The sequence below is a fragment of the Paenibacillus sp. J31R34 genome, assembly GCF_059383715.1.
Genome location: NZ_JBXENU010000002.1, coordinates 699,571 through 724,365, shown reverse-complemented (window position 1 = coordinate 724,365; position 24,795 = coordinate 699,571). Strand labels below are relative to the sequence as shown.

Annotated in this window: 18 protein-coding genes; 10 read left to right on the top strand and 8 right to left on the bottom strand. The window is 49.0% G+C overall.

The genetic code is table 11. The features are described 5' to 3' along the window. Window positions 1-76 precede the first annotated feature (76 nt). From AC50YG_RS08450 to AC50YG_RS08425, 6 genes are all read left to right on the top strand, one after another. Window positions 77-6,163: a cadherin-like beta sandwich domain-containing protein gene (locus tag AC50YG_RS08450; RefSeq protein ID WP_494826080.1), complete on the top strand. Its 6,087-nt coding sequence runs from the start codon at window positions 77-79 to the stop codon at window positions 6,161-6,163. 300 nt (window positions 6,164-6,463) lie between these two features. Next, a complete protein-coding gene (locus AC50YG_RS08445) occupies window positions 6,464-6,895 on the top strand; it encodes a GntR family transcriptional regulator (protein WP_473756797.1) in 432 nt (143 codons plus the stop codon). Further along, entirely contained in the window at window positions 6,888-7,577 is a 690-nt protein-coding gene (locus AC50YG_RS08440; RefSeq protein WP_494826078.1) for an ABC transporter ATP-binding protein, read from the top strand. Before AC50YG_RS08445 ends, AC50YG_RS08440 begins: the two co-directional genes overlap by 8 nt. Continuing rightward, window positions 7,574-8,416 carry a hypothetical protein gene (locus tag AC50YG_RS08435; protein WP_494826077.1) on the top strand — a complete coding sequence of 281 codons (843 nt, stop codon included), beginning with the start codon at window positions 7,574-7,576 and terminating at the stop codon, window positions 8,414-8,416. Before AC50YG_RS08440 ends, AC50YG_RS08435 begins: the two co-directional genes overlap by 4 nt. Before the next feature lie 11 nt (window positions 8,417-8,427). Further along, the gene (locus AC50YG_RS08430; RefSeq protein WP_494826076.1) at window positions 8,428-9,669 is read left to right on the top strand and encodes a hypothetical protein; all 1,242 of its coding nucleotides are present in this window, start codon (window positions 8,428-8,430) and stop codon (window positions 9,667-9,669) included. A 30-nt stretch (window positions 9,670-9,699) separates the two neighbouring features. Further along, entirely contained in the window at window positions 9,700-9,960 is a 261-nt protein-coding gene (locus tag AC50YG_RS08425) for a hypothetical protein (protein WP_494826074.1), read from the top strand. Here the strand turns inward: AC50YG_RS08425 and AC50YG_RS08420 are convergent. Then, window positions 9,955-10,521 carry a TetR/AcrR family transcriptional regulator gene (locus AC50YG_RS08420; protein WP_494826073.1) on the bottom strand — a complete coding sequence of 189 codons (567 nt, stop codon included), beginning with the start codon at window positions 10,519-10,521 and terminating at the stop codon, window positions 9,955-9,957. The two genes, AC50YG_RS08425 and AC50YG_RS08420, sit on opposite strands and share 6 nt — an antisense overlap. A 134-nt stretch (window positions 10,522-10,655) precedes the next feature. Between AC50YG_RS08420 and AC50YG_RS08415 the strand changes: the two genes are divergently transcribed. Both AC50YG_RS08415 and ssuE read left to right on the top strand, forming a co-directional pair. Further along, on the top strand, window positions 10,656-11,903 hold the full coding sequence (locus tag AC50YG_RS08415) for an acyl-CoA dehydrogenase family protein (protein WP_494826072.1): 1,248 nt from the start codon (window positions 10,656-10,658) through the stop codon (window positions 11,901-11,903). Window positions 11,904-11,925: 22 nt separating this feature from the next. After that, the gene (gene ssuE, locus AC50YG_RS08410; RefSeq protein WP_494826070.1) at window positions 11,926-12,459 is read left to right on the top strand and encodes an NADPH-dependent FMN reductase; all 534 of its coding nucleotides are present in this window, start codon (window positions 11,926-11,928) and stop codon (window positions 12,457-12,459) included. Between the two features lie 148 nt (window positions 12,460-12,607). Here ssuE and AC50YG_RS08405 read toward each other — a convergent pair whose 3' ends face one another. The 6 genes from AC50YG_RS08405 to garR form a co-directional block, all read right to left on the bottom strand. Continuing rightward, complete coding sequence (locus AC50YG_RS08405; RefSeq protein WP_494826068.1) at window positions 12,608-13,732, bottom strand: metallophosphoesterase; 1,125 nt, start codon at window positions 13,730-13,732, stop codon at window positions 12,608-12,610. 42 nt (window positions 13,733-13,774) lie between these two features. After that, window positions 13,775-14,401, bottom strand: coding sequence for a LysE family translocator (locus AC50YG_RS08400; RefSeq protein WP_494826372.1), 627 nt, complete (start codon window positions 14,399-14,401; stop codon window positions 13,775-13,777). 448 nt (window positions 14,402-14,849) lie between these two features. Continuing rightward, window positions 14,850-16,208, bottom strand: a complete 1,359-nt coding sequence (locus tag AC50YG_RS08395; RefSeq protein ID WP_494826067.1) for a GntP family permease — start codon at window positions 16,206-16,208, stop codon at window positions 14,850-14,852. Between the two features lie 84 nt (window positions 16,209-16,292). Further along, entirely contained in the window at window positions 16,293-17,156 is an 864-nt protein-coding gene (locus AC50YG_RS08390; protein WP_494826065.1) for a class II fructose-bisphosphate aldolase, read from the bottom strand. Window positions 17,157-17,361: 205 nt separating this feature from the next. Further along, complete coding sequence (locus tag AC50YG_RS08385; RefSeq protein WP_494826064.1) at window positions 17,362-18,798, bottom strand: four-carbon acid sugar kinase family protein; 1,437 nt, start codon at window positions 18,796-18,798, stop codon at window positions 17,362-17,364. 16 nt (window positions 18,799-18,814) lie between these two features. Next, the gene (gene garR / locus AC50YG_RS08380; protein ID WP_494826370.1) at window positions 18,815-19,726 is read right to left on the bottom strand and encodes a 2-hydroxy-3-oxopropionate reductase; all 912 of its coding nucleotides are present in this window, start codon (window positions 19,724-19,726) and stop codon (window positions 18,815-18,817) included. 195 nt (window positions 19,727-19,921) lie between these two features. Here garR and AC50YG_RS08375 point away from each other — a divergent pair, with 195 nt between their 5' ends. Both AC50YG_RS08375 and AC50YG_RS08370 read left to right on the top strand, forming a co-directional pair. Further along, entirely contained in the window at window positions 19,922-20,557 is a 636-nt protein-coding gene (locus tag AC50YG_RS08375; RefSeq protein WP_494826062.1) for a GntR family transcriptional regulator, read from the top strand. Between the two features lie 19 nt (window positions 20,558-20,576). Beyond that, complete coding sequence (locus AC50YG_RS08370; RefSeq protein ID WP_494826060.1) at window positions 20,577-21,206, top strand: NUDIX hydrolase; 630 nt, start codon at window positions 20,577-20,579, stop codon at window positions 21,204-21,206. An 82-nt stretch (window positions 21,207-21,288) separates the two neighbouring features. Here the strand turns inward: AC50YG_RS08370 and AC50YG_RS08365 are convergent, their stop codons facing one another. Next, window positions 21,289-24,759 (bottom strand): S-layer homology domain-containing protein, encoded by a 3,471-nt coding sequence (locus AC50YG_RS08365; protein ID WP_494826058.1) that lies wholly within the window; start codon window positions 24,757-24,759, stop codon window positions 21,289-21,291. Window positions 24,760-24,795 lie beyond the last annotated feature (36 nt).

Sequence of the window (24,795 nt, the reverse complement as noted above, 5' to 3'; positions counted from 1 at the left end):
CCCGTTTTTTTGAGTGGGAGTAGAAAAAATTGGGAAATAAGCGAAAATTTCTATTAGAACAAGGGGAGATGCGGTTATGAGACATCAATTAGCTGGGCAGAGCAATACTAAAGTCACGATGAAGCGAGGCGAGCTTGGCAGCCCGATCAGGCGAGTTGCTGTGTTGCTGCTTGTGCTTGCTATTATGCTTAATCTGCTTCCAGCAAGTTTGAATGCGGCTCCCGGGACAGCGGATGGGACTTATGATTTTGGTGATAGCTTAGGGGCAAATAATTCAGGCGGATCGGGCTTCAAGAAGCAGGGAGATAAGTTTGTCGTAACGAATGGCTTTGCAAAGGAAGGAACTTCTTTATGGTCGGAGCATTTGCAGAGTTCAAATACGACGGGCGAGCTTGTCATTAAGGCGGAAGGGCAGAACGTGCTAGGCAGCTTTACCTTTAGAGATTTAGGTATTTCTGCATATTCCAATTTGACGAGTCCGAGTCTTGATTTGCTCACCCTTACTTTAAAGGATGCTGGAGGGGCAGAGATTGCTACGCACTCTAACACAGGTAACGTTAACCTGCGTGAGGACAATGTGAACAAGAAGTTTCAAGTTTCGACTTTATTAGGAAATGGATCCTCGTACAACTACTCGAATGTTGCTTCTGTAACGCTTCAATGGCGCTTTGCAAATTCTCTCGCGCCATCCAACTTGAATATTGATGACATCACGCTGACGAATATGATTAGCCCTGTCCCTCAAGACACGCCTACATTTAATCCGGCGGCGGGAGCAGTCGCATTTGGAACAGCGCTGGAAATTGTATCGGCAGGAGCCGAGCATATTTACTACACGACAGATGGAAGCACGCCAGCGACGGCGGTAGGTGGCTCGACGCTGGAATATAATGCGGCAGCCAAGCCAACAATTAGCGCAGCCATGACCGTGAAGGCGATTGCGACGAAGACCAACAAAGCGAATAGTGCGGTAGGCAGTGCGAGTTATACGCAAGCTGCAACGGCGAATTTGACGGGTCTGGCGCTGAGCGGCAGTCCGAGTGGCTTTACTTTTGCTGGCGGCACGTATACGTATAACGGCGTAGCGGTAGCGAGTGGTGTGGCGAGTGTAATGGTAACGCCGAGCGGAGCAGGCACGCTGACCGTTGAAGGAGCAACCGTAGCAAGCGGAGCAGTGTCGTCGGCGATTATGCTTACGCCGGGAGTGGAGCGCACGATTACCGTTGTAGCAACAGAAACGGGGAAAAGTGCAAAAACGTATGTCATTAAAGTGACACGCGAGCAGGAAACACAGGCAACGCCAACGTTTAACCCAATAGCGGGAGCGGTGGCATTTGGTACAGAGCTGGAGATATTGTCAGCAGGAGCCGACCACATCTACTATACGACAGACGGAAGCACGCCAGCGACGGCGGTAGGCGGCTCGACGCTTGCGTATAATGCAGCAGCGAAGCCGACGATTAGCGCAGCGATGACCGTGAAGGCGATTGCGACGAAGATAAACAATCTGGACAGCGCGATTGCGAGTGCAAGCTACACACAGGCTGCAACAGCGAATTTGACGGGCCTCGCGCTGAGCGGCAGTCCGAACGGTTTTGTGTTTGCCGGCGGTACGTACGCATATAACGGCGTAACGGTAGCCAATGGTGTTGCGAGCGTAACGGTAACGCCGAGCGGAACAGGCACACTGACCGTGGACGGAGCGACGGTAGCGAGCGGAGTAGCCTCGTCGGCGATTACGCTTACGCCGGGAGTGGAGCGCACGATTACTGTTGTAGCAACAGAAACGGGAAAAAGTGCAAAAACGTATGTCATTAAAGTGACGCGTGAGCAGGTAGCGCAGGAAACGCCGACGTTCAACCCAGCGGCGGGAGCGGTGGCATTCGGAACGGAGTTAGAAATTGTGTCGGCAGGAGCCGACCACATTTACTACACGACGGACGGAAGCACGCCAGCGACAGTGGCAGGCGGTTCGACGCTGGAGTACAATGCAGCAGCGAAGCCGACGATTAGCGCAGCGATGACCGTGAAGGCGATTGCGACGAAGATAAACAATCTGGACAGCGCGATTGCGAGTGCAAGCTACACACAGGCTGCAACAGCGAATTTGACAGGCCTCGCGCTGAGCGGCAGTCCGAACGGTTTTGTGTTTGCCGGCGGTACGTACGCATATAACGGCGTAACGGTAGCCAATGGTGTTGCGAGCGTAACGGTAACGCCGAGCGGAACAGGCACACTGACCGTGGACGGAGCGACGGTAGCGAGCGGAGTAGCTTCGTCGGCGATTACGCTAACGCCGGGAGTAGAGCGCACGATTACCGTTGTAGCAACAGAAACGGGGAAAAGTGCAAAAACGTATGTGATTAAAGTGACGCGCGAGCAGGTAGCGCAGGCAACGCCGACATTTAATCCAGCGGCAGGAGCGGTGGCTTTCGGTACGGAACTGGAGATTGTATCGGCAGGGGCCGACCACATCTACTACACGACGGACGGAAGCACGCCAGCGACGGCGGTAGGCGGTTCAACGCTGGAATACAATGCAGCAGCGAAGCCGACGATTAGCGCAGCGGTGACCGTGAAGGCGATTGCGACGAAGACAAACAATCTGGACAGTGCAGTTGCGAGTGCGAGCTATACACAGGCTGCAACAGCGAATTTGACGGGCCTCGCGCTGAGCGGCAGTCCGAGCGGTTTTGTGTTTGCCGGCGGCACGTATGCGTATAACGGCGTAACGGTAGCCAATGGTGTTGCGAGCGTGACGGTAACGCCGAGCGGAACAGGCACACTGACCGTAGATGGAGCGACGGTAGCGAGCGGTGTAGCTTCATCGGCGATTACGCTAACGCCGGGAGTGGAGCGCACGATTACTGTTGTAGCAACAGAAACGGGAAAAAGTGCAAAAACGTATGTCATTAAAGTGACGCGTGAGCAGGTAGCGCAGGCAACGCCGACGTTCAACCCAGCGGCGGGAGCGGTGGCATTCGGAACGGAGTTAGAAATTGTGTCGGCAGGAGCTGACCACATCTACTATACGACGGATGGAAGCACGCCAGCGACGGCTGTAGGCGGCTCGACGCTAGAGTATGATGCGGCAGCAAAGCCTACAATTAGCGCAGCGGTGACCGTGAAGGCGATTGCGACGAAGACAGACAATCTAGACAGTGCGGTTGCGAGTGCGAGCTATACTCAGGCGGCGACAGCGAATTTGACGGACATTGAGCTAAGCGGCACGCCAAGCGGCTTTGTGTTTGCTGGTGGGACGTATGCATATAACGGCGTGACAGTAGCGAATGGTGTTGCGAGCGTAACGGTAACACCGAGCGGAACAGGGACGCTGACCGTAGACGGAACGACAGTAGCGAGCGGTGTAGCTTCGTCAGCGATTACGCTTACGCCAGGAGTGGAGCTTACGATTACCGTTGTGGCAACGGAAACGGGAAAAAGTGCAAAAACGTATGTGATTAAAGTGACGCGCGAGCAGGTAGCGCAGGAAACGCCGACATTTCATCCAGTAGCGGGAGCGGTGGCCTTTGGCACGGAGCTGGAGATTCTATCAGCGGGAGCCGATCACATCTACTACACGACGGACGGAAGTACACCAGCGACGGCTGTAGGCGGCTCGACGCTAGAGTATGATGCGGCAGCAAAGCCTACAATTAGTGCAGCGGTGACGGTGAAGGCGATTGCGACGAAGACAGACAATCTAGACAGTGCGGTTGCGAGTGCAAGCTATACGCAGGCGGCGACAGCGAATTTGACGGACATTGAGCTAAGCGGCACGCCAAGCGGCTTTGTATTTGCTGGTGGGACGTATGCATATAACGGCGTGACAGTAGCGAATGGTGTTGCGAGCGTAACGGTAACACCGAGCGGAACAGGGACGCTGACCGTAGACGGAACGACAGTAGCGAGCGGTGTAGCTTCGTCAGCGATTACGCTTACGCCAGGAGTGGAGCTTACGATTACCGTTGTGGCAACGGAAACGGGAAAAAGTGCAAAAACGTATGTGATTAAAGTGACGCGCGAGCAGGTAGCGCAGGAAACGCCGACATTTCATCCAGCAGCGGGAGCAGTCGCTTTTGGCACGGAGCTGGAGATTCTATCAGCGGGAGCCGATCACATCTACTACACGACGGACGGAAGTACGCCAGCGACAGCGGTAGGCGGTTCAACGCTGGAATACAACGCGGCAGCCAAGCCAGTCATCAATACAGCGATAACCGTGAAGGCGATTGCTACGAAAGCCGATTATTTCGACAGTGACGTCGAAAGCGTTAGTTATACGCAAGCAGAGGCAGCAGACCTCACTAATCTATTATTAAGCGGCAGTCCAAGCGGTTTTGTGTTTGCCAGTGGTACGTATGATTATATCGGATTGACAGTTCCATATAACGTTTCCACTCTAACAGTGACGCCAAGTGGATCTGGAACAATTAAAGTGGATGGCTCGACAGTAACAAGCGGAATCGCTTCTGCCCCAATTAGTCTGAATGCTGGCGCAGAACAGACTGTCACGATTGTTGTAGAAGAAGCAGGGAAACTTTCTAAAACCTATACGGTGAAGGTGACGCGCTTAAATATTCATACGCCTGGCGTACCTACTGGTGTCGCAGCTGCTCACGGCAATGCACAGGCAGTCGTTAGTTTTACTGCCCCTGTCGACAATGGGGGGAGCCCAGTAAAAGGGTATGAAGTGACAGCGATGCCAGGAAATATTACAGTTTCTGGTATTAGCAGCCCGATAACGGTGACGGGACTTACGAACGGGACCAGTTATACGTTTACCGTAAAAGCACTCAATATTGCGGGCAGCAGTGCTGCATCTACTCAGTCTAATGCGGTAACTCCGACTGCTCCTTCAAGCGGTGGAAGCAGCAGTGGAAGCACGAGCAATCCGAGTACGCCAACGACTAAAAGCATTAATATCTTAATAAACGGAATCGTGTATAACATAGGCTCGACTTCAACTGTAATGGTCAACAATCAAAGCGTAACGACGTTGAGTGTGAATCAGGAAGCCCTAAACGGCAGGCTCGCAAATGAATCAAGTGGAGTTGTTGTTACGTTTCCTGTGGATATCCAATTAGGTACGTTGATCGTGAAGCTAAATGGAGATAATGTGAAGGCGCTGGAGCAAAAGCAAGCCCTTGTCAAAATTCAAACAGGTAGCGCCTCGTACACTCTGCCTATTGAGCAAATTACAGGCTCTCAAGTTATAAAAGAGCTGCTTCAGAAGACAGGGCTGGAACAATTGGAGTTTCAAATTGAGCTGGCAGCATTAACTCCAAGCAGGCTGCAGGAAGTGAAATCAGCCGCTGCAAAGGGTGGCTTTGAGCTTATTGGAGAGCCATTTGATTTTACAGTCAGGGTCGTAAATGGGGCGACACGGCAGGAGATTGCGAAATTTAATACTTATGTAGAGCGCGAAATAGCGATTCCAAGCACCGTTGATCCACAGCGAATTACAACGGCGATTGTGATTGAGGCAGATGGCAGTATTCGCCATGTTCCAACTAAGATCGTACAGGCGAACGGCAGTTATTGGGCGAAAATATATAGCCTGACTAACAGCACATATGCTTTGGTCTGGAATCCAATAGAGTTCCAAGATGCTGCTGGCCATTGGGCGCAGCAGGCAATCAATGATATGGGCTCTCGGATGGTCATCAGCGGAGTAGGTGGCGATCGTTTTAATCCAAATGCATCGATTACCCGTGCTGAATTTGCGGCTATTATTGTGAGAGGTATGGGAATTAAGCTGGAGACAGGAGCTTCAGGATTCTCTGATGTGCAGGCCAGCGCTTGGTATAGTCAGGCGATTCAAACGGCTGTTGCCTATAAGCTGATCAACGGCTTTGAAGACGGAACCTTCCGGCCCAATGAGCCCATAACCCGTGAACAAGCGACGGTCATCATCGCTAAAGCTATGGCTATCACTGGACTAAAAGCGGGATTGCCAGTGGGAAATACTGACGATATATTAAGGCCTTATGCCGATGCAAATGAAGCGGCAGCATGGGCAAGAAGCAGTCTTGCGGACAGCCTGCAGGGCGGAGTTATTTCAGGCCGCTCGGGTGCGCAGCTGGCCCCTAAAGCTTTTATCACTAGAGCGGAAATTGCCGTTATGGTGCAGAGGCTGCTTGCCAATTCGAAGCTCATTTAAAAGATTGAACCATGAAATATGAGGCATGAAGCAGCCCCTGGAGACTTATGTCTTCGGGGGCTGTTTGCGCTGCGGCGACGGCCTGCACGGGGTCACTGGGATCCAGCTTGCTGTAGATGCTGCTTACGTCATTTTTCACCGTTCCGAGGCTGATAAATAACGTATCCGCAAATTGCGGTGCTGGATGTTTCCCCTATTTTTTAACAAATGCTTGACAGAAAAACGTATTATGCGCATAATACACTTAAAGTGTATGAACTACTTGGTACACACGCTGGAACAAGAATGAGAGGTAACGGGATGAAGACAAATGAAGGCTGGACGGAAGTCGCTTTCAATGGCCGTGACCCGGTCTACTTGCAGGTCGTCAAGTTTTTTAAGGAGCAATTGGTCATTGGGAAAATGGAAGCCGGACAAATCATTCCTTCGCGAAGGGAGCTCGGCGCACTGTTGAAGATCAACCCTAATACGGCGCAGAAGGCTTATAAGGAAATGGAGGAACAGCAGTTGATCGTAACAGAAGGAAACTCGCCAAGCCGGATTACTATGGACGAGAACGTATTGCGGGCCATTCGCGCAGAGCTGATTGGCGAAGCTGTCGAGGCCTTCGTTGCCTCTGTTCGTAAAATCGACGTTCCGGTAGAGGAGCTGCTGGAGCTGGTCAAGCATAAGTATACAGAGGATAAGCAGTTGAATGGCGGAACGCAGGGAGGAGGGGTGCAGCATGATTGAGGTGCGGGATATCCATAAAAAATATCGTCGGCGCAAGGTGCTGGACGGAGTCTCCTTTCAAATCGAGAAGGGCGAAATAACCTGCCTGATCGGCACGAATGGTGCAGGCAAGTCGACTATTATGAAGGCTATTATGGGGCTGACACCATTTCGCAAGGGCGAAATCATAATCGATGGGCAAAAGCTTGGCAGAGAGCGGTATGAGAAAATTTCTTTTATCCCAGATCATCTGACGATGCCGCCTGCGATGAAGCTGGATGAAGCAATGGTGTTCATGGCGGATTTTTATCGCAGCTGGAATGAAGAGCGGGCAAAGGAACTGATGAGCTTTTTTCAACTGGAGGGTAAAGAACGAATCGGCAATTTGTCTAAAGGGACGGCGGCGAAGTTCAATTTGCTGCTAGGGCTGGCACTGGATACCGAATACGTGCTGATGGATGAGCCGTTTTCCGGCATTGATATGTTCAGCCGTGCGCTCATTACAGAAGTTTTTTCGAGCCATTTGATTGAAGATCGCGGTGTATTAATTACGACGCATGAGATTGCAGACGTAGAACATCTCATCGATCGGGCGGTGCTGCTGCAAAATGGTGCGGTATGCCGCGATTTCTACTGTGAGCAGCTTCGTATGGAGGAAGCCAAGTCGATTGTGGATGTTATGAAGGAGGTGTATCAGGCTTGAAGTTTTATTTAAAGCTGGTACATATGGAAGTGCACCGCTTCCGCTATTTGCTTGGCGGATTAATGGCGTTAACGATTCTCGTGCAATTTGGAGTAGTGCTGCTGTGGTCGCTTAGTGAGCGCAGTATTAGAACGAGCCCCGGCTGGAGTGAGAAATTAATTACGTATCACCCTTTCTCTGAAACCGGGAAGCTGACGTTTAATGAGCTGATGTTCAGCAATCAATTTTGGTTTGTCCTTCCGGTGCTGATCAGCATTGTGGTTATCGCCGCATATGTTTTTCTCATTTGGTACCGTGATTGGCTGGGGCGCGATACGTTTATTTATCGGCTGCTGATGCTGCCGGGTAACCGAGGCTCCATTTACGCAGCGAAGCTGACGGCAATTCTGCTGTTTACGTTCGGACTCGTTTCCTTCCAGCTGCTGCTGCTCCCGCTTGAGATGATGTTTTTTAATCTGGTAATACCAGAGGGACTGCGTGATCCGTCCTATTTGTCGCAGGCGATTTTGCAAAATCAAGCGCTGAAAGTGCTCTTTCCAGGCCAGTTTGATGCGTTTGTGATGGCCTACGGGATCGGGATTTTGACCGTACTTGCTGCTTTTACAGTTATTTTGCTGGAACGAAGCTATCGGGTTATTGGCATTGGTTATGCCGTTATTTATGTGTTCGTATGCGGTGCTGCGCTGTTGGCTCCCGTTACTTTGCAGCGACCGGGGAGTGCGGCTTCCTATTTATATCCAGGGGAAACTTATTCTATTATGCTGGCGTTGACCGCCATTCTCGTTTTGGTATCCGTATGGCTCAGCATCAGGCTGTTAAATAAAAAGATTACCGTATAAGGGGGAGCAAGATGAAACGTTATGTAACGACACTGGCGCTCGTCCTGCTCGCAGCAGCAGGGTTCAGCACGTATTATGCTTTTGGATCGGCGGATCACTTGCCGGAATATCGATTAGAGACGCTGGAAGGGGATGCGAATGAAGCGGCCAATCTGGTATTAGTCGGTTCTTATATAGGCGGGAAGGGCTCGCAGCCTCTGAATTTAACTGTACATGGCAGTGAGTATAGGAGTAGAAAGTCCCTTTATGAATCGTATATAACTGATGCACGTGAGTGGTTTTATGAGCAAGAGGGCATGAGAGAGCTTATTGAAAAATATCCCGCTTTCATGCGGGGCAAAGCGGAGATAGGCAGCTTTTATCAGGATCAGGACTGGTTAGCCTATGCGGAAATTCCATACAATTCGGCTACAAGTGACCCGGAAGGAACGATAGAGGTAGAGATACTGAATCGAAGCACTGGCAAGGTCGCAGACTATTCGATTGCATTAACTCCTCTATCTCAGCAAGGCATGAGAGAGGATGCCACCATATATGATGTACAGCTGCAAGCAGATGGTCTTCATGTGATGGTAAACCAATATGAAACAGACAATAGGCCGTCAGGAGCAAGCCAGTATTTTGATTATATAATCGATTCGGCTAGCGGTCAGCTCATTAAAAGAATTGCTGTGGAATTTGTAGATGCTGCTGGGAACAAGCTGACTCCCCTTTCATCTGCAACCACCCAAAGTGATTATACAGCACCCCATGATTATTTTGTTTTAAGTATCGTTATGCAGGAACAGACGGGAGAAGCCAACAGCAGCAGCGTTCCGACAAGCGTTCCGGCAGAGCTTTATGTGTATTCGTATAAGAGCGGGATAACGAAGCGCTTGCCGGATGAAATGCAGAAATTGGATGCGCGTAGAATGGGGGGACGCTACATTTCAGGCGGTGACCTCTATTTTACAAATTACAATGAGACGCTGATTGCGGTATCGCGTTACAGTCTGGAAACAGGGGAAAGACGAGGTGAGACTTGGTCACTGTTGTCAAGTCAGATTGGCGAGGGCGAATTGCAGAGCTTTTCTATTAATGGAGAGCGTCTTTATGTTTTGCTCGCTAAGGAAAATGCTCGAACCGTTGTGGTAATGAATGCTGCAACTGGCGAGCCTTTATATAAAGGCAGTGTGACGGCTGAGGGCAGCGAGGAAGAGAGACAGATCGCTTTAAGCGATATGGCGCTAAATAATATGAGCATTAAAGAATAGACTAGCAAACGTCCCAAAAAAGAGGGTGAGGTGCAAAGCATGCAAGCAGCAGTCAGCCTGGATCAAACGATCGAGGCGCTCAGAGAGCTGGAAACATGGAGCTATCAGCTGGCCTATTATATTTTGCAGGATGAGAGGCTTGCTGCTGAGGCGGGCAAACAGGCGCTGCTTGCCATGGGATGCGAGAAGGCCTTCCACCTTCAGCCAGAGAATGAGCGCCGAGACAAAGTGAAAAAGATGATTATGCGCAAAGCGCTTATCGTTAGCGCAAGCAGCGGACGCCATTTATAGCGGTGTTCGCTGTTTTTTATTGTTGAATACAGAGAAATCCCAATCCTCTAACACTTTATAAATTTCGCCTTGATCAATAGGCATCTTGTTTTCAATCCACCAATTTAGTACGCCCAGAATGGCACCGATATGCGCTTCTGCCACTATTTCAGTATTTATGGAGCTGCTGTTCAATTGAAAAGTAGTATTTAAATGCTCTTTAATACCTGCACCCATTTCTCTCCGCATAATATTACGCAGGGAGTTCCTTTCTTCTGATAATAGCTGTGAAAATATGCTTTTATGTTTAGTTGCAATGTCGAAGAGGTCATGAAAAATTTCAGGGGGTGTACGCTTATTTAGCATAAACTCTTCCTCAGCAATTTGTCTCAACGTACGTGAGAGCAGATCATACTTGTCATTGAAATGAGTATAAAATGTGGTCCGATGGACCATAGCTAAGTCGCAAATTTGCTGTACGGTTATTGCCTCAAAGGATTGCTTCTCCATTAAAGATAACAATGCATTGTAGAGCAGCTTATGAGTTCTTCTAATCCTAAGATCCAATTTCTCCTTACCCATATAAAATCCCCCATCTGTATGGTTAATCGACACTTTTACGAAACTGCTCTTTGACCTCTTTTATTATACACCGTAGTATTTAAGCTATAAATAGCAATTAAATATACAAGTGTATATAAAAAGGAGTGTTTCTAATGGAAAATTTAGGTGCAGTCAATAAACTCACTGCTGAAGAGCAGCAATTGCTTCAAAATGCAACAGATTTGGTTCCGGTTCTGCGAGAATTTGGAAGAAAAATTGATGGGGATAGACATATACCTGAGGAGCTTATTCAGAAAATTTCCCAGGCAGGACTATTTAAGCTTGGAACTCCAAAAAAGTATGGCGGTCATGAAGTTAGTATTCGAGCATTAATTGAAATTATTTCTGAAGTGGCGAAAGGAAACGGTTCTGTGGGCTGGGTAGTCCAAATCATAAATGGAAATAACTTTAACGCTTCTCTGTGCTTGACTTCAGAAGTGCTGGATTCGATTTTTAAGCATGAAGAGGAAATACGATTCTGTTCAGTCCTGCAAGCACGTAAAGCCATTGTAAGAAAAACAGAGGGGGGTTATTTTATTGAGCATGGATTATGGGGATTTGGTTCGGGTTCTAAGCACGCAACACATGCCTTGTTAAATTTAAGGGACCTTAAAGGCATGCAGGAGAATCCAGGAATGATGCTGGCTGTTGTCCCAATGAATCAAATTACAATTATAGATGACTGGTACACAATGAGCTTAAAAGGTTCCGCAAGCAATAGCTTGGAAATTAATAATGTATTTATTGAGGAACAGTATGTAGTCGTTCAAGATCAAGAGGTTATAAATGCTTCGAGTTCCATGTTGCGACAATTACAAGGGATAGATCGTTACAGGCCGTATGCCAATATAATATCCAGTCTTACAACGGGTATAGGCGCCATACTTGGTCTAGCCAGGGGTGCATTGGAATATTTTGTTGATACAGCGCCTAGAAAAGGAATTACGTTGACCATCCACAGATCCCAGGCAGAGGTTGGGCATATTCAATATAAAGTAGGACTTGCTGCTATGAAAATTGAATCTGCACATCTGCACATCAATCGATCCGTCGAAAATTTGGAGAACCATATGAAAAGTGGGGAACCATTTAGTAAAAAAGAGTTTGCGCAAATCCAAACGGATATCGGATATGCAGCTATGTTATGTACCGATGCAGTCGATATGGTGATGGTAGAAAGCGGAGGCAGCGTTATTGCTGATTCCAATCCGCTGTCCCAAATATACCGTGATATTCGAGGTGGTGCAAACCATGCACTTACTACGGCATCTACCGGTCTGGAGTTGTATGGAAGAATACTTTTTGGGTTGCCCCCGCAGCATGTATTTACAATTTCTGCTGCTCCACTTCTAAAAGATTAAGACGAGAAGCAGGTGCAATCCTATGAAAAAAATAACGATCATTTCCGGAAGTCCAAATGAAAAATCACGTGTCAATGGTGTTATAAATTATGCAAAAAAAATACTGCTTGATAACGAATACGAAGTATCCATCATTAATGTGGCATCATTGCCTGCAGAAGATTTAATGCATGCTAATTTTAACAGCGAGTCTATTTTAGCTTCAAATTTAAAAGTTGCAGAGGCAGCAGGAATCATTATTGCAAGTCCAGTATACAAAACAACTTTTACGGGAGTCATAAAGGCATATATCGACTTATTACCTGAAAAGGGTTTTAAAGATAAAATTATTGCTGCCTACTTTGTAGGAGGAACGATTTCTAACCTTTTGTCAATCGACTATGCAGTAAAGCCTATATTAGCCTCAATGGGGGCTAAATACTTCGCAGAGAATGTGTTTGCTGTAGACAGCCAAATTGAGCGCTTTGAGGACAGTGAAGGAAACCTATTATTCCAACTAACGGAGGAGCTTAAGCAACGAATTGAAAATTCTGTCATTGATCTTACCAACCACTAACAAGAATTGAAAATGGAGCATTTAATTAGAATTAAGGTAGTAAAAAACAAAAAGAAGGGATAACCACTTCTTTTTGTTTTTTTATACTTATCTATAAGCAGACAAGACAAGAATGTATTCTACCGTATTATCGGTTTCCCATATGGGACTATTCAGCCCCTTTGCTGCTAAACGTCACATTGATTTCCACGATTTCAGAGCGGGAGCCGAGGCGGATCGGCGGTCCCCAGAAGCCAAAGCCGGAGGAAACGATCGATTGCAGCTTTTCCTTTTTCAAATAGCCCCAGTCATTCTCGAACACGAGCTGCGTAATGAAATTCGCCGGAAATATTTGGCCGTGATGCGTATGGCCTGACACCATCAGATCAACGCCGAGCTCATCGGCAATATCGAAATCGTAAGGCTGATGCTCCAGCAAAATGAGCGGCTTGGCGGCATCCATGCCTTGAACGAGCTCGCTTAGCGGCGCACGCTCATGATCGGAATGATCCTTGCGTCCAAGCAGGGTGAAACGGTCATCTATGGTAACCGACTCATCATAAAGCACCTGCATGCCGCCTGCTTCAACGGCGTTAATAATGTCCTCGATATGCCCATTGTATTTATCATGATTGCCGAGCGAGGCGTATACACCATATGGCGCTTCGATAGCTGCCATGATTTTATCAATGCCATTGTCCAAATAAGGCCGGATTTGATCATCCAAAATATCGCCAGGAAACAGCACGATGTCGGGCTTCAGCTCATTAATGCGATCGACGAGACGGATGGCATGATCTTTGCCGGACAAAATGCCAAAATGCATATCGGAGGCCATGACGATTTTTAAATTGTTATTCGCTGAGTCGCCGTCTTGTGCGCCTTTGGGAATCGTAATATCATACGTGCGGACAACGGGGCTATAAGCTAGAAACGAACCGTAGCCAAGCAGTGTAATGAGCAGTATGGGGACGGCAATGCCGGACCATTTGAACACCGACTCGCGCGGCAATGACGTAAAGCGCAGCAGTCTTGCGATGAGCTGTACGGATGGAATAATGAGCAGTAATAAGCAAAAAATAGCGAGCCAGTACATGCCAATGGCAATTAAAATAGCATTTTGCGAAACCATCGCGGCAATAAAGACGCAGGGCAGCGCAGCGGCGACGATTATATAAATGAGCTTGCGTGACTTCGTGTGGAGCGGCTTCAGCCACCGCCAAATGCTCCAGCTTTGATAAAAAACGAGCGAGCCGAAAACGGCAAGCATGACAATACCCATAACAATAAACATGATAACTCTCCCTTTTATGTCTCTTTCTGTGCTTTTACGTATTTAGCTTTTTCTGCTGAAGGCGATGCTGAGGCCGATTAGGCCGAACACGGAGCCTTCGACGATATTCATTTTGCTAGACAGGCGTGGACGTTTGAAAATAAACCGGCGCAGCACATCGGCAAACATGCTGATTAGGATGAAAATAATGATAGCTTGCAGCATGAACACGAGTCCCAGCGCAATCATTTGCAAAGAAGCGTAGCCATTCGCCTCATTGACGAATTGCGGCAGCAAAGCCAGAAAGAACAAGGAGACTTTAGGATTGAGCATGCTCATGAAGATGCCTTTCTTGTATAGGGAGGCATACGCCAGCTCATCGGCTGTGCCGAGCGCAAGGGGCGATTGCTTTTGCCGAAACGCTTTATAGGCCAAATAGAGCAAATAGGCGGCACCGGCATATTTCACGACGGCAAAGGCAACTGCCGATTGGTAGACAATCGCGGAGATGCCGAGAGCGGCTGCGGAAATATGGGCGAAGAGACCGGTGCATAGCCCGAGTGTGGTGATGATTCCTGCTTTTTTGCCACGGGCGATGCTTTGGGTGAGTACGTACAAATTGTCTGGTCCCGGCATTAAGGTAAGCAGCACCGCAACGCCTAGAAATGATAAGAGGGAAGCCCAATCCAAGGTCAACACATCCTGTTCTATCAAAAAGTTACTTACTTCCTTTAGTATACTAGGAACGACTCCCCGATCTCAAACAATTCGCGATTTGTCTCTCTTCCCTAATCTCTTATCTCTTATCTTTTATCTCTTATCTTTTATCTTTCGTCTCTCGTCTTTCATTATTCGCCGAGTTATTGACTGGCGAATAGATTTCTTAAAATTAAAAAAGGAGCCTGCGAGAGGCTCCTTTGCGGTGTATGTTGTTTTAAACCGGATGAACCGGGAGGGAGGGTGGAGCGGAGTGAAAGGGTTGAGCTTGAGAAGCGTAGCGTTCGCCTTTGTGGAGGGGTTTGGTCAAATTTTACCGTTATAGCTGTAAAATTCGACCAGACCCCGGAGCAACCGCGATCGAAAGCCAACCCTTTCACGCAGCGCAGCCCAGTCCCCCCCGTTAATCCCCTCAGTTCGTTTAAATAAATATACTAAGCACCATAACGACCGCAAAAGCGACGAATGATAGGATCGTTTCCATAACCGTCCAAGTCTTCAGCGTTTGCTGCACGGTCATGCCGAAAAACTCTTTTACGAGCCAGAAGCCTGAATCGTTGACATGCGACAGCATAATCGAACCAGCGCCGACGGACAGCACGAGCAGCTCGGGGCTGACGCCAGTCATTGAAGCGGCGATTGGCGCAACGATACCTGCGGAGGTTGTCATGGCTACGGTAGCGGAGCCGACAGCTGCACGGATCAAACCGGCAATCACGAAGCCGAGCACGAGTGGCGACATATGGGCCATTTGCGCGTAGCCAGCTATCGCTTCTCCTACACCGCTGGCAGTCAAAATTTTATTGAAGCCGCCGCCTGCGCCAATAAGCAAAATGATTGAAGCGACAGGTCCTAGGCAATCATTAGTGAATTTCAGCAGGTCCTTGCTGTTGAAGCCGCGAGCAAACCCGAACGAGTAGAACGAGAACAGCAGGGCGATCAGCAGCGAGACGACCGGGCTGCCGATAAAGTTAATGACAGAGCGAACGGAGCTTGTTTCCGGCAGTGTCAAGTTTACAATCGTTGCAAGCAGCATAAGCATAACCGGCAGCAGGATAGTGAATAGCGTGATGCCGAAGCCTGGCAGTTCTTTTTGCTTGTTTTCAGTAAACTGTGCCATAAGCTCGGCATTTGGCTCAAGCTTAATGCGCTTGGAAATAAACGAACCATAAATCGGGCCAGCGACTGCCGCTGCAGGAAGCGACACAAGCAGGGCGAGCATAATCGTTTTACCCATATCCGCTTGGAAAATGCTAACGGCAAGCATAGCTGCTGGATGCGGTGGAATCAAGCTGTGCACAACAGCAAGTCCAGCGATGAGCGACAGTCCGATTTTGATCAAGGATGTGCCCGTATGCTTGGCAATTACGAACACGAGCGGGATCAGCAGGACGATACCGACCTGAATAAACACGGGAATACCGCAAATGAGTGCGACAACCATCATCGCCCAGTGGACATTTTTCTCACCGAACACTTTAACCATCGTTTTGGCGATTCGTTCGGCACCGCCGGATTCGGCCATCATTTTACCGAGCATGGTACCAAGGCCGAGCACGATGGCGATAAAGCCGAGCACGCTTGCAACGCCATCCTGGAACGAGGTGACGATATCCGGCAGCTTCATACCCGAGATGAGGCCCATGAACAGCGCCGCCATAATCAGCGAGACGAATGGATTGACTTTAAATTTGGCAATGAGCACAATGAGGCCGACAATGGCGACAAAAGCATAGAGAAGCAAGCTTGCATCATGACTTAACCCGAATATAGTTGACATAGCTAATAATAAGCCTCCTTAAAATGTTTAGCAGCATCGGTAGCGGGAGCTGTAGCGGGAGCAAAACATGCTGCACCTGTTAGTTTAATTGCTGCTTTTTGTACTGCTGCCCGCCTTGCTTGCAAATAAGCGGATGAACCGTGCCATCGCAGGCTCCATTGCGTGCTGCATCTCCGCCATAATCGTGGAGAGATGGGCGCTCGGGTTTTGCGGAACATATTGCTGCAGCTGCTTCGTTGCTGCCATTGAAATTTCAGTGTTGACATTGATTTTGCATATGCCGCGCTGGATTGTCTGCACAATGATGTCATCCGGCGTGCCGGAGCCGCCATGCAGCACGAGCGGAACGTCTACTGCGGCGCGAATTTGCTCCAGCAGCGCAAGATTAATGTTCGGCTTGCCTTCATACATGCCATGCACGGTGCCGATTGCAGCCGCGAGGAAATCAACGCCCGTTTCTTCTACGAAAGCCTGAGCCGACTTCGGATCGGTCAGTGTGCCATCGCCTTCCTCCTCATCGGAGAAAGCGCCACGGGACAAGGAGCCAATCTCTGCTTCAACCGCAACACCAGCCATATGGGCAATATCTACAATTTCCTTTGTTCTTCGTACGTTTTCCTCAAAATCGTATTTTGATCCGTCGTACATGACGGAAGAGAAGCCACAGCGAATGGCACGAATAATGGAGGATTTCTCATAAGCGTGATCCAGATGCAGGGTGACCGGGATCGATGCTTTGGCGCCAATTGCTAGTACCATTGCCGCGAAGCCTTCCACATCAACGGTGTCAAAATAACGCTCGCCCAGCGCAATAATGACGGGACGATTTTCCTGCTCGGCTGCCTTTACCGCGGCTTGTACCGTTTCCTGATTATAGACATTGAATGCAGCTACTGCGTAGCCGCCTTGCTGCGCTTGAAGCAGCATTTGTTTCGTAGTGATCAGCATAAACTCATTCCTTTTTTTGTTGATATCGCTTACATTTCGTACCACCACATAAGCGAACAACCTTTGTTTTTATGGACAGCAGGATGCAGGCTTGCAAAAAAGCATCGTGCTCTTTTGCAAACCGGCTAATATCCCACTGCCAAGTTCTGTAACCTCTTATCGCACGGCACAAAACGGTGGTTGTTTGTGCAGGGGCAGGGACGCTTTAACCTTCTATTTTGAGCAGCGTCTCCAGCAAAGTCGTCTCGCTTCCGACATTGCCAGGGAAGACAATGTAAGGAATGCCGGCAAACTTGGCTTCTTTGCCAGTCAGCCATACCGGGATGCCGGCGCTCACTTGACCAAGAACGCGGGCTTTGCGGATGGCAAGGCCTTTGGTCGCTACATCGCTTGATGTAATGCCGCCTTTGGCGATGATAAACTTCGGTGTTACTTGCAGCGACTGTACAACGCGCACGAGCGCTTCTGAAACCGTCTGGCTGATTTTCATATTGTCAGCCTTGTTTTCCCGGGCAATCAGCTTGCGGCTGCTGAATACAACAACATTTTCACCCGCTTCGAGCTTCTCGTTCGCTTCGGCAATGATCCGCTCAAGCTCCACTTGATGCTTCGCTTCATCCAAAATAAGCTCGACGCTCATCTCCAGCGGAATAACAGGGCCATGCGCAATGAGCTGCTCCAGCTGCTTCGTCGTTTTCTGTACATAAGAGCCGACAACGACGATGCCACCATGGTTTTCCTGGCCATTAGCAATGAGCCTGTCCTTCGGCAAATAATCCTGATTGCTGAAACCGCCGTACGATTTTACGAAAGAAGCGGCTGTGCGATAGAGGAAACGTTTCCCTTTCGCCTCAGCACGCAGAAGGGCGAGCGACAATACATCCATGTCTGCATAGCTCAGCGCATTGACAATAATCGGCGCGTTGTTAGTGACGCTTAGCAGTGCTGCTTCAACAGCATCTGGTCCTTGGCGCAAAAGCTCCAGCGAAAGCACAATCGCTTGCTCCGCTTTTATTTTGCCTTCCGTTTTCTCTTCCACCCACTGTGTCAGCTCACCGCTTTGATAGCCAAACACTTTATCTTTGGCGAATTCCGTCTCATGGACAGGAATCAGCTTACCTTGATCCTGCATGTAATGGATATTGGCCGCTGTATAACGTCCGCCTTCGAAGAAAGCGGGAATGATGAGGTGTCCGTCCATCATTTTGCCAGTTAGGCGGGCAAGTTCTTCAGCTAGCACATCCGTCTCCAGCGGATAATATCCGCGCAGCATTGAATCGCTGCGGCTGACAAAAATAAAATCCGTGCCCAGCTCGCTCGCAACGGCGTGAACATTTTGCACAATTTCACGGTTGATCCGTTCAGCATCCTGCGCATCAAGGCCGCGCGTATTGGTTAAAATATAAAACACGTTTTCCGGCTCGGTGAAAGCCTCGCGCAGCAATTCCACATCCCACTGGGTCAGTACATTAATATCATGAACCGTTTGCACGCCAGTGGGGTCATCGTCAAGGACGATTACTTTAGCGTTTCGGCTTTCTTGCAGCGCGCGAATTTGCTGGCGAGAGTCCCCAGCCTGCCACTCCTTCGGCAGTCCGGCTTCAATTTGCGTAAGCGATAAGCTTGTTGTATCTGTCATCATATGTTTGCTCCTTTTCCTAGGAAGGCCTGACTTCAACGTTAGCCAGCTTCTCGTAGTATTGGACAATGCCGCCGTGATCGTCGCCCGCTTTGCCGTCTACCTTCAGCGCGTGGAATATTTCCAGCAGTTGGCTCGTCAGCGGGAGTGGAACACCGATGTTATGAGCGGTTTCCATCACATTCGTAATATCTTTAAGGTTAATATCGATGCGTCCGCCCGCCTTGAAATTGCGCTCAAGAATGAGAGGAACCTTCGCATCTAATACCGCGCTGCCTGCTAGGCCGCTGCGAATGGCCAAATACATTTTATAAATATCAATTCCGGCTTTCGCTGCGAGCACAAGTGCCTCCGACATCGCCGCAATGTTCAGGTTTACGATAATCTGATTAGCCAGCTTAGCCGTGCATCCGCTGCCGTTAGTGCCAACATGCACAACATCCTTACCCATCGCTGCCAAAATTTCTGTAACGCTTTCAAAAACGCTCTCTTTGCCGCCGACCATAATCGAAAGCGTACCATCAATTGCTTTGGGCTCTCCGCCGCTTACAGGCGCATCCAGCATGTCGATGCCTGCTTCCGCTAGCTTGCCGGCTAGTTCTTGCGAGGCAACAGGGGAGATCGAGCTCATATCGATAATAATCGTCCCGCGCTTTGCCCCTTGAACGATGCCGCTGCTTCCTAAAACTACTTCCTGTACATGGCTTGCATTAGGCAGCATCGTGAAAATAACATCCGCTTGCTCGCCAATCGCCTTCGGCGATACGCCTTCTGCTGCGCCAGCTGCGACAAGCATCTGTACCGCGTCTTTGTTAATATCGAACACATGCACCGTGTAGCCTGCTTTGAGCAGATTGAGCGACATCGGTTTCCCCATAATGCCAAGGCCAATAAATCCAATGGTTTGTTTCATATTTGCTTTAACCTCCAATGCTTCTTTCGACAAAAATAGCTCCTAGGGACGGCCGACGCATTCGCTAAATGTATACTTAAAAGTAATTAGTGAATACATTTTATTTAAAATTGTATACAATTATCATAGGGGATATTAAAATCGATTTCTAGTCTATACTTTTTTCCAGCGGTTCTATATAATAAAGATTTTAAAATAATTGAGGTGGATCAGATGACGCAGGACAAGAAAAAGCCTTCTCTCGCCTACAGGCAGGCGTATGAAATTATGCGTGACATGATTTTGCGCGGCGAAATTGCCCAAGGCACCAAGGTCGTCGAAGAAAAGCTTGCCGCTTCACTAGGCGTCAGCCGAACGCCGATTCGCGACTCCATCCGCAAGCTGGAGCAAGAGGGACTGATCGTTGGCAAAAAGGTTGTCACGCCGACGGAAGGCGATTTGCGCAACCGATTTCAGGTTCGAATGCTGCTTGAAGGGCATGCAGCCCGCAGTGCGGCAACGTTTCTTCCCGACCATCAGCTGGCAGCGCTGCGTGAATGTGTTGTAATTGGGCAGACGGGCGAGCTGGAAGAAATTATGAAGGCGAATGAAGCATTCCATGATATTATAGTGAAAGCAAGCAACAATCCGGTCATGGTGCAAATTATTGACCAGATGCAGTCCATTATTTATCTTTTCCGCCGTACGGTCGTTTATTACAATCGTCCTTTTCTTATAGATGAACACATGAAAATATATGAAGCGATCGAAGCCCGAGACGGCGAGCTTGCCGAGCGGCTGATGAAGGAGCATTTGCAGGCTGATCTGGAGTTTTGCTTGCATCTGATGAGCTCGACCCGCACGATTTAGAAATACGGAGGAATGTGGAATGAACCATTCGTCAGACGAGCAGTGGCTGGAGTGGGTAAAACGGGTTCAAGCACTCGCTCAAAATGGGCTTGCCTATTCGGAAAATGCTTTCGATATCGAGCGATATGAGGAGCTTCGCGCTATTTCGGTAGATATGCTGGCATTTGCTACCGGCATGAAGCGGGAACAGGTCGCGTTAACTTTCGCCAGCGATACGGGATACGCGACGCCGAAGGTTGGCATTCGCGGCGTTGTGTTCCAGGATGAGCGGATTTTAATGATCAAAGAAAAGCAGGATCAGGCGTGGGCGATGCCGGGAGGCTGGGCGGACGTTGGCATTTCTCCATCTGAGGTGGCGGTAAAGGAAATTTGGGAGGAATCCGGCTTCAAAGTCAAGCCAAAGCGGCTGCTCGCGGTGCTGGACAAAAAGAAGCATGAGCATCCACCGGATATTTATCATATTTACGACCTGTTTATTGAATGTGAAATTATTGGCGGAGAAGCGGCGGTTGGACCGGAGACGACTGACGTTGGCTTTTTCGCAGAGGATGCGCTTCCTCCATTATCCGTGCAGCGCAATACGGAGCGGCAGATTAAGATGATGTTCGAATTTTTGAAGCAGCCGGATAAGCCGGTTGTATTGGATTAATCGAAATAAGGGCAGCCTTGCCAGTAGTGTTTAACTACTAGCGGGGCTGCCCTTATTTGATAGGCTGGTTGCAGCGATTAGATTAGTTTTTAGACAGGAGATTGTACAGCACCTGTGCGACCTGAGCGCGCGAGGAGACCGTTTCAGGGTTGATTTTGCCACCTGATCCTGAAATGATTTGTTGATCGGCCAGCTTTTGAATAGCCTCTTGTGCATACCCGGCAATCTGATTAGCATCATTGAAGCGGGATAAGGATGTGCTTGCGTTGCCTTCAGGCAGTTCGCCAAGCTCACCAAGCTTGTCAAGCGAGCGGTAAAGCAGTGTAAAGAGCTCTTGCCGCGTAATTTGGTTATCCGGCTTAAATTGATTGTCGCCTACGCCGGTCGTAATGCCGAGACGTTTTGCCGCAGCCAGGTAGCCGGTATAATAAGTGCTGCCTGCATCCGCGAAGTTGTCCGCAGCCTGGCTATCTGGCGTAATGCCAAAAGCATTTAGCAATAAAACGATGAATTGGCCGCGAGTCACTGCCGCATTCGGGCTGAATAAAGCTCCGTCTGTGCCAGTGGTGATGCTTCTGGCAGCCAGAAAGCCAACCGCATCGCTATACCAAGCTGTTGCGGGCACATCAGCAAAGGTAACCTTGTTATATCCGATAATATATTGGGAAAAGTGGGTTGTAACAAAGTCCACTGTGCCCGTTGCTGCGTTATATTTCCCGCGAACATTTTCCAATTGTCCGGAACCATTAATATGATAGACGATGACTGCAAGCGGATCTTCTCCAGTTAACAGCGAGTAGGGAGTGCTGATCGCAGCTTTTCCCCCGCCAAATTCTGAAATCGGGCTGTCACCTGCCTTAACGGACAAGTCATAGACCGGGCGATCTCCAAGAACAGCTTTGCCTTCCTCCGTTAGCGAAACCTTCGCTATGCGAATACTAATATCTCCGCTATCTGACGCTGACGTTATGCTTTTCAGCGCCGCAGCATCAAATATAATCGTTCCGACATTAGCGTAGACAATTCTTACCACAGCGTTGGTATCGGAAGAAATTTGATTTAAGGCGCTCCTTGGTAGGATAAGCTCAGCTGTTTTGGTTTCGGCGGTTGCCGCCACTTTAATTTCCACAATAGCTGTTTTTCCTCCAGCCTCGGCCTTTTTGGAAGCCTCGGCAAGGCTTGCGAGGGAAGCTGCTGACAGGGTTGCGGTTGTGACCCCCGTTGCATTGTCGTTAACTGCCACGGCGGATGCCGATGCTACAACTGTAGAGGATTCGGCTGTATCCGGCTCTGTACTGCCACCTGCAGCAGGATTAGGAGTGCTGCCGCCAGATGAGCCCGTGCCGCCGCCACTGCCGCTTCCTCCACCGCCGCTGCTTGGAGCAGGTGTAAATGCAGGTACGACGACGTCCGTCGCTGCGCTGGCGTTGAAGCCCTCTTTCTCAGCGTATCTGACTTGATAAATACCCGGAGTAAGCCCGGAAATTTCCACATCCGGCGCATAAACATAATCGGTAACGCCAGCTTGCTTGTATTGCAAAGCGGTAGTTGTGCCTGTAATCCGGCCGTCATTGTTAGCTGCCGAAGTAGGCGCTATGCCCACGAGCCCGGTTGGGGCGGCTTGCTCGCCATATGCTGGAACCTCGACAGAAGCAGCTGCGCTCGCCAAGCCCCCATCAACAGCTGCAAATCTGACCTCATATATGCCCGGTACCAAACCCGTGATTTCGTTATCTGGCGCATAAACATAGTCAGTCACACCTGCCAGCTTATATTCCTGACCTGGAACGGTGCCAGTGATTTTCCCGTCGTCATTGGCTGGAGTGGTAGGTGCAACGCCGAGTAGGCCTGTAGGCGCCGCTTGCTCTTGTGAGAAAGCGGGAACGATCACATTAACCGATTCGCCAGCGTTATATAAAATGGCTGTTGCTCCAGCGGCGGCCGTCGTTGGTCCCTGATAGCCTGCTTTGGCGGCATAGCGTACGTTGTACGTGCCAGGAGCGAGATTGGCAATCGCTTCGCCTGATGCTGGTGTGTAAGCCGATGCTCCGTCCAGCTTGTATTCCAGCGTTTTATTTTTGATACCCGTAATTTTTCCGTCATTGTTGCTTGCAGAGGTAGGCGCTGCTCCTTCAAGTCCTGTTGGAACGGCCTCTACTCTATAAAATAACGAATCCAACGCATTGGTATAGTTGGTGTATCTTGCACCAATCGCATAACCGCTGCTGGCATAATCGGGCTGAATATTTGTCCAAGAATACATCAGCTCAACATGTCCAAGGATAGGGGCGCTCGCACCGTTCGCATCTTTGTTATTTTTGTTATAAGTGAAAAGGTACGGTACTTGCAGTCTATCTCCGACCACTACCGTGCCGCTTCCATCGGTATAGCTGATGGTTGTAGGATTGGCTGCGGTGTTGTTTTGCGTCTTGATATTGGTCAAATATTTATTCACGACATCCACATACAGCTTGGCATAAGGGTGATTGTTGGCCCTGACCTGCAGTGTTTCCGTATTATGTGGGTTAGTAGTCGGATTGTTAGTCGGGCTGGCAACCGTCACCCCTGAATCCAGCTTCGTATCCCAAAAATAAACCTTGCTAATATTGTAGGACTTCGCATATTGGTTGATATATTTGATGGCCGCCTGTGTATTTGGGCACCATGAGCCACCAAACAGAAAGACGTAGCTGCCATCACTGTCGAGCAGCTTGTTCAATTCGTGATAGGTCACATGCTCAAGGACGAGATCGCCATCCAGATCATCAAAAATCAGCGGCTTTCCCGGGTTTTCATTGCCATAATTTTTGTTGAAGGCCGCTTTAATATAGGCGGACTCGTCAATCGTATCAAATTGCGCAACGGAGCTGAATACAGGCCGCAGCGATGCTTTATAAGCTTCCGTCTTAGCGGGATCAACTATGCCATTGGTCAGGAAATCATCCCAGACATGAGCTTCATCCAAATAGGCAACGATGGGAGCGCTATTGCCGCTTCCGTCCTTATGATCCTTGTTGTAAATGAATAGGAAGGGGGCCTCCAGCTTGTTGGCGACCACCGGATTGCCATCTTTAATATAGCTGACGTTATGATCGGGGTCATTTTTATCATAAAGATCGAGGTTGGTTAAATATTTGTTAACCAGATCAACATATTTGAAAGCATAGGGATTGCTGGAATCAGCAATTTGCAGCGTATCGCCATCAAGCTTCGTGTCAAAGTTATAAATGGTGGCTACGCCGTATTCTTTGGCCACTTCATTAATGAAGCCGATATTGGCTTGAGTCTGCTCACTCCATGCGCCGCCGATTAGAACGGCGTAGTTTCCTTCACTCTCGAACAGATGAACGATATCTTCATATGTAGCGGTTTGATAAACATGCTGGTCATCATTCAAATGTGGATAAACATCATTAAAATAATTATAAGTATTCGCAACGCTTGCGGAGTAAGAAGCCGCAGCATTCGCTTTCTCAACGGGGAGGGGGAGAACGAGCAATGCTGCTGTGAGCAGCATTGCCATCCATTGCTTTATTACAGATTTTCGTTTCATTATTTGCACCTCTGCTTATTGGATTTCATTGTTTAC

Bases quoted from the DNA above. Each gene is read 5' to 3' on its own strand.
- AC50YG_RS08405 (WP_494826068.1), bottom strand. From the start codon at position 13,732: ATGTTTATTGTTATGGGTATTGTCATGCTTGCCGTTTTCGGCTCGCTC.
- AC50YG_RS08440 (WP_494826078.1), top strand. From the start codon at position 6,888: ATGATTGAGGTGCGGGATATCCATAAAAAATATCGTCGGCGCAAGGTG.
- AC50YG_RS08385 (WP_494826064.1), bottom strand. From the start codon at position 18,798: ATGATGACAGATACAACAAGCTTATCGCTTACGCAAATTGAAGCCGGA.
- AC50YG_RS08365 (WP_494826058.1), bottom strand. From the start codon at position 24,759: ATGAAACGAAAATCTGTAATAAAGCAATGGATGGCAATGCTGCTCACA.
- AC50YG_RS08395 (WP_494826067.1), bottom strand. From the start codon at position 16,208: ATGTCAACTATATTCGGGTTAAGTCATGATGCAAGCTTGCTTCTCTAT.
- ssuE (WP_494826070.1), top strand. From the start codon at position 11,926: ATGAAAAAAATAACGATCATTTCCGGAAGTCCAAATGAAAAATCACGT.
- AC50YG_RS08415 (WP_494826072.1), top strand. From the start codon at position 10,656: ATGGAAAATTTAGGTGCAGTCAATAAACTCACTGCTGAAGAGCAGCAA.
- AC50YG_RS08370 (WP_494826060.1), top strand. From the start codon at position 20,577: ATGAACCATTCGTCAGACGAGCAGTGGCTGGAGTGGGTAAAACGGGTT.
- AC50YG_RS08375 (WP_494826062.1), top strand. From the start codon at position 19,922: ATGACGCAGGACAAGAAAAAGCCTTCTCTCGCCTACAGGCAGGCGTAT.
- AC50YG_RS08430 (WP_494826076.1), top strand. From the start codon at position 8,428: ATGAAACGTTATGTAACGACACTGGCGCTCGTCCTGCTCGCAGCAGCA.
- AC50YG_RS08420 (WP_494826073.1), bottom strand. From the start codon at position 10,521: ATGGGTAAGGAGAAATTGGATCTTAGGATTAGAAGAACTCATAAGCTG.
- AC50YG_RS08390 (WP_494826065.1), bottom strand. From the start codon at position 17,156: ATGCTGATCACTACGAAACAAATGCTGCTTCAAGCGCAGCAAGGCGGC.
- AC50YG_RS08450 (WP_494826080.1), top strand. From the start codon at position 77: ATGAGACATCAATTAGCTGGGCAGAGCAATACTAAAGTCACGATGAAG.
- AC50YG_RS08445 (WP_473756797.1), top strand. From the start codon at position 6,464: ATGAAGACAAATGAAGGCTGGACGGAAGTCGCTTTCAATGGCCGTGAC.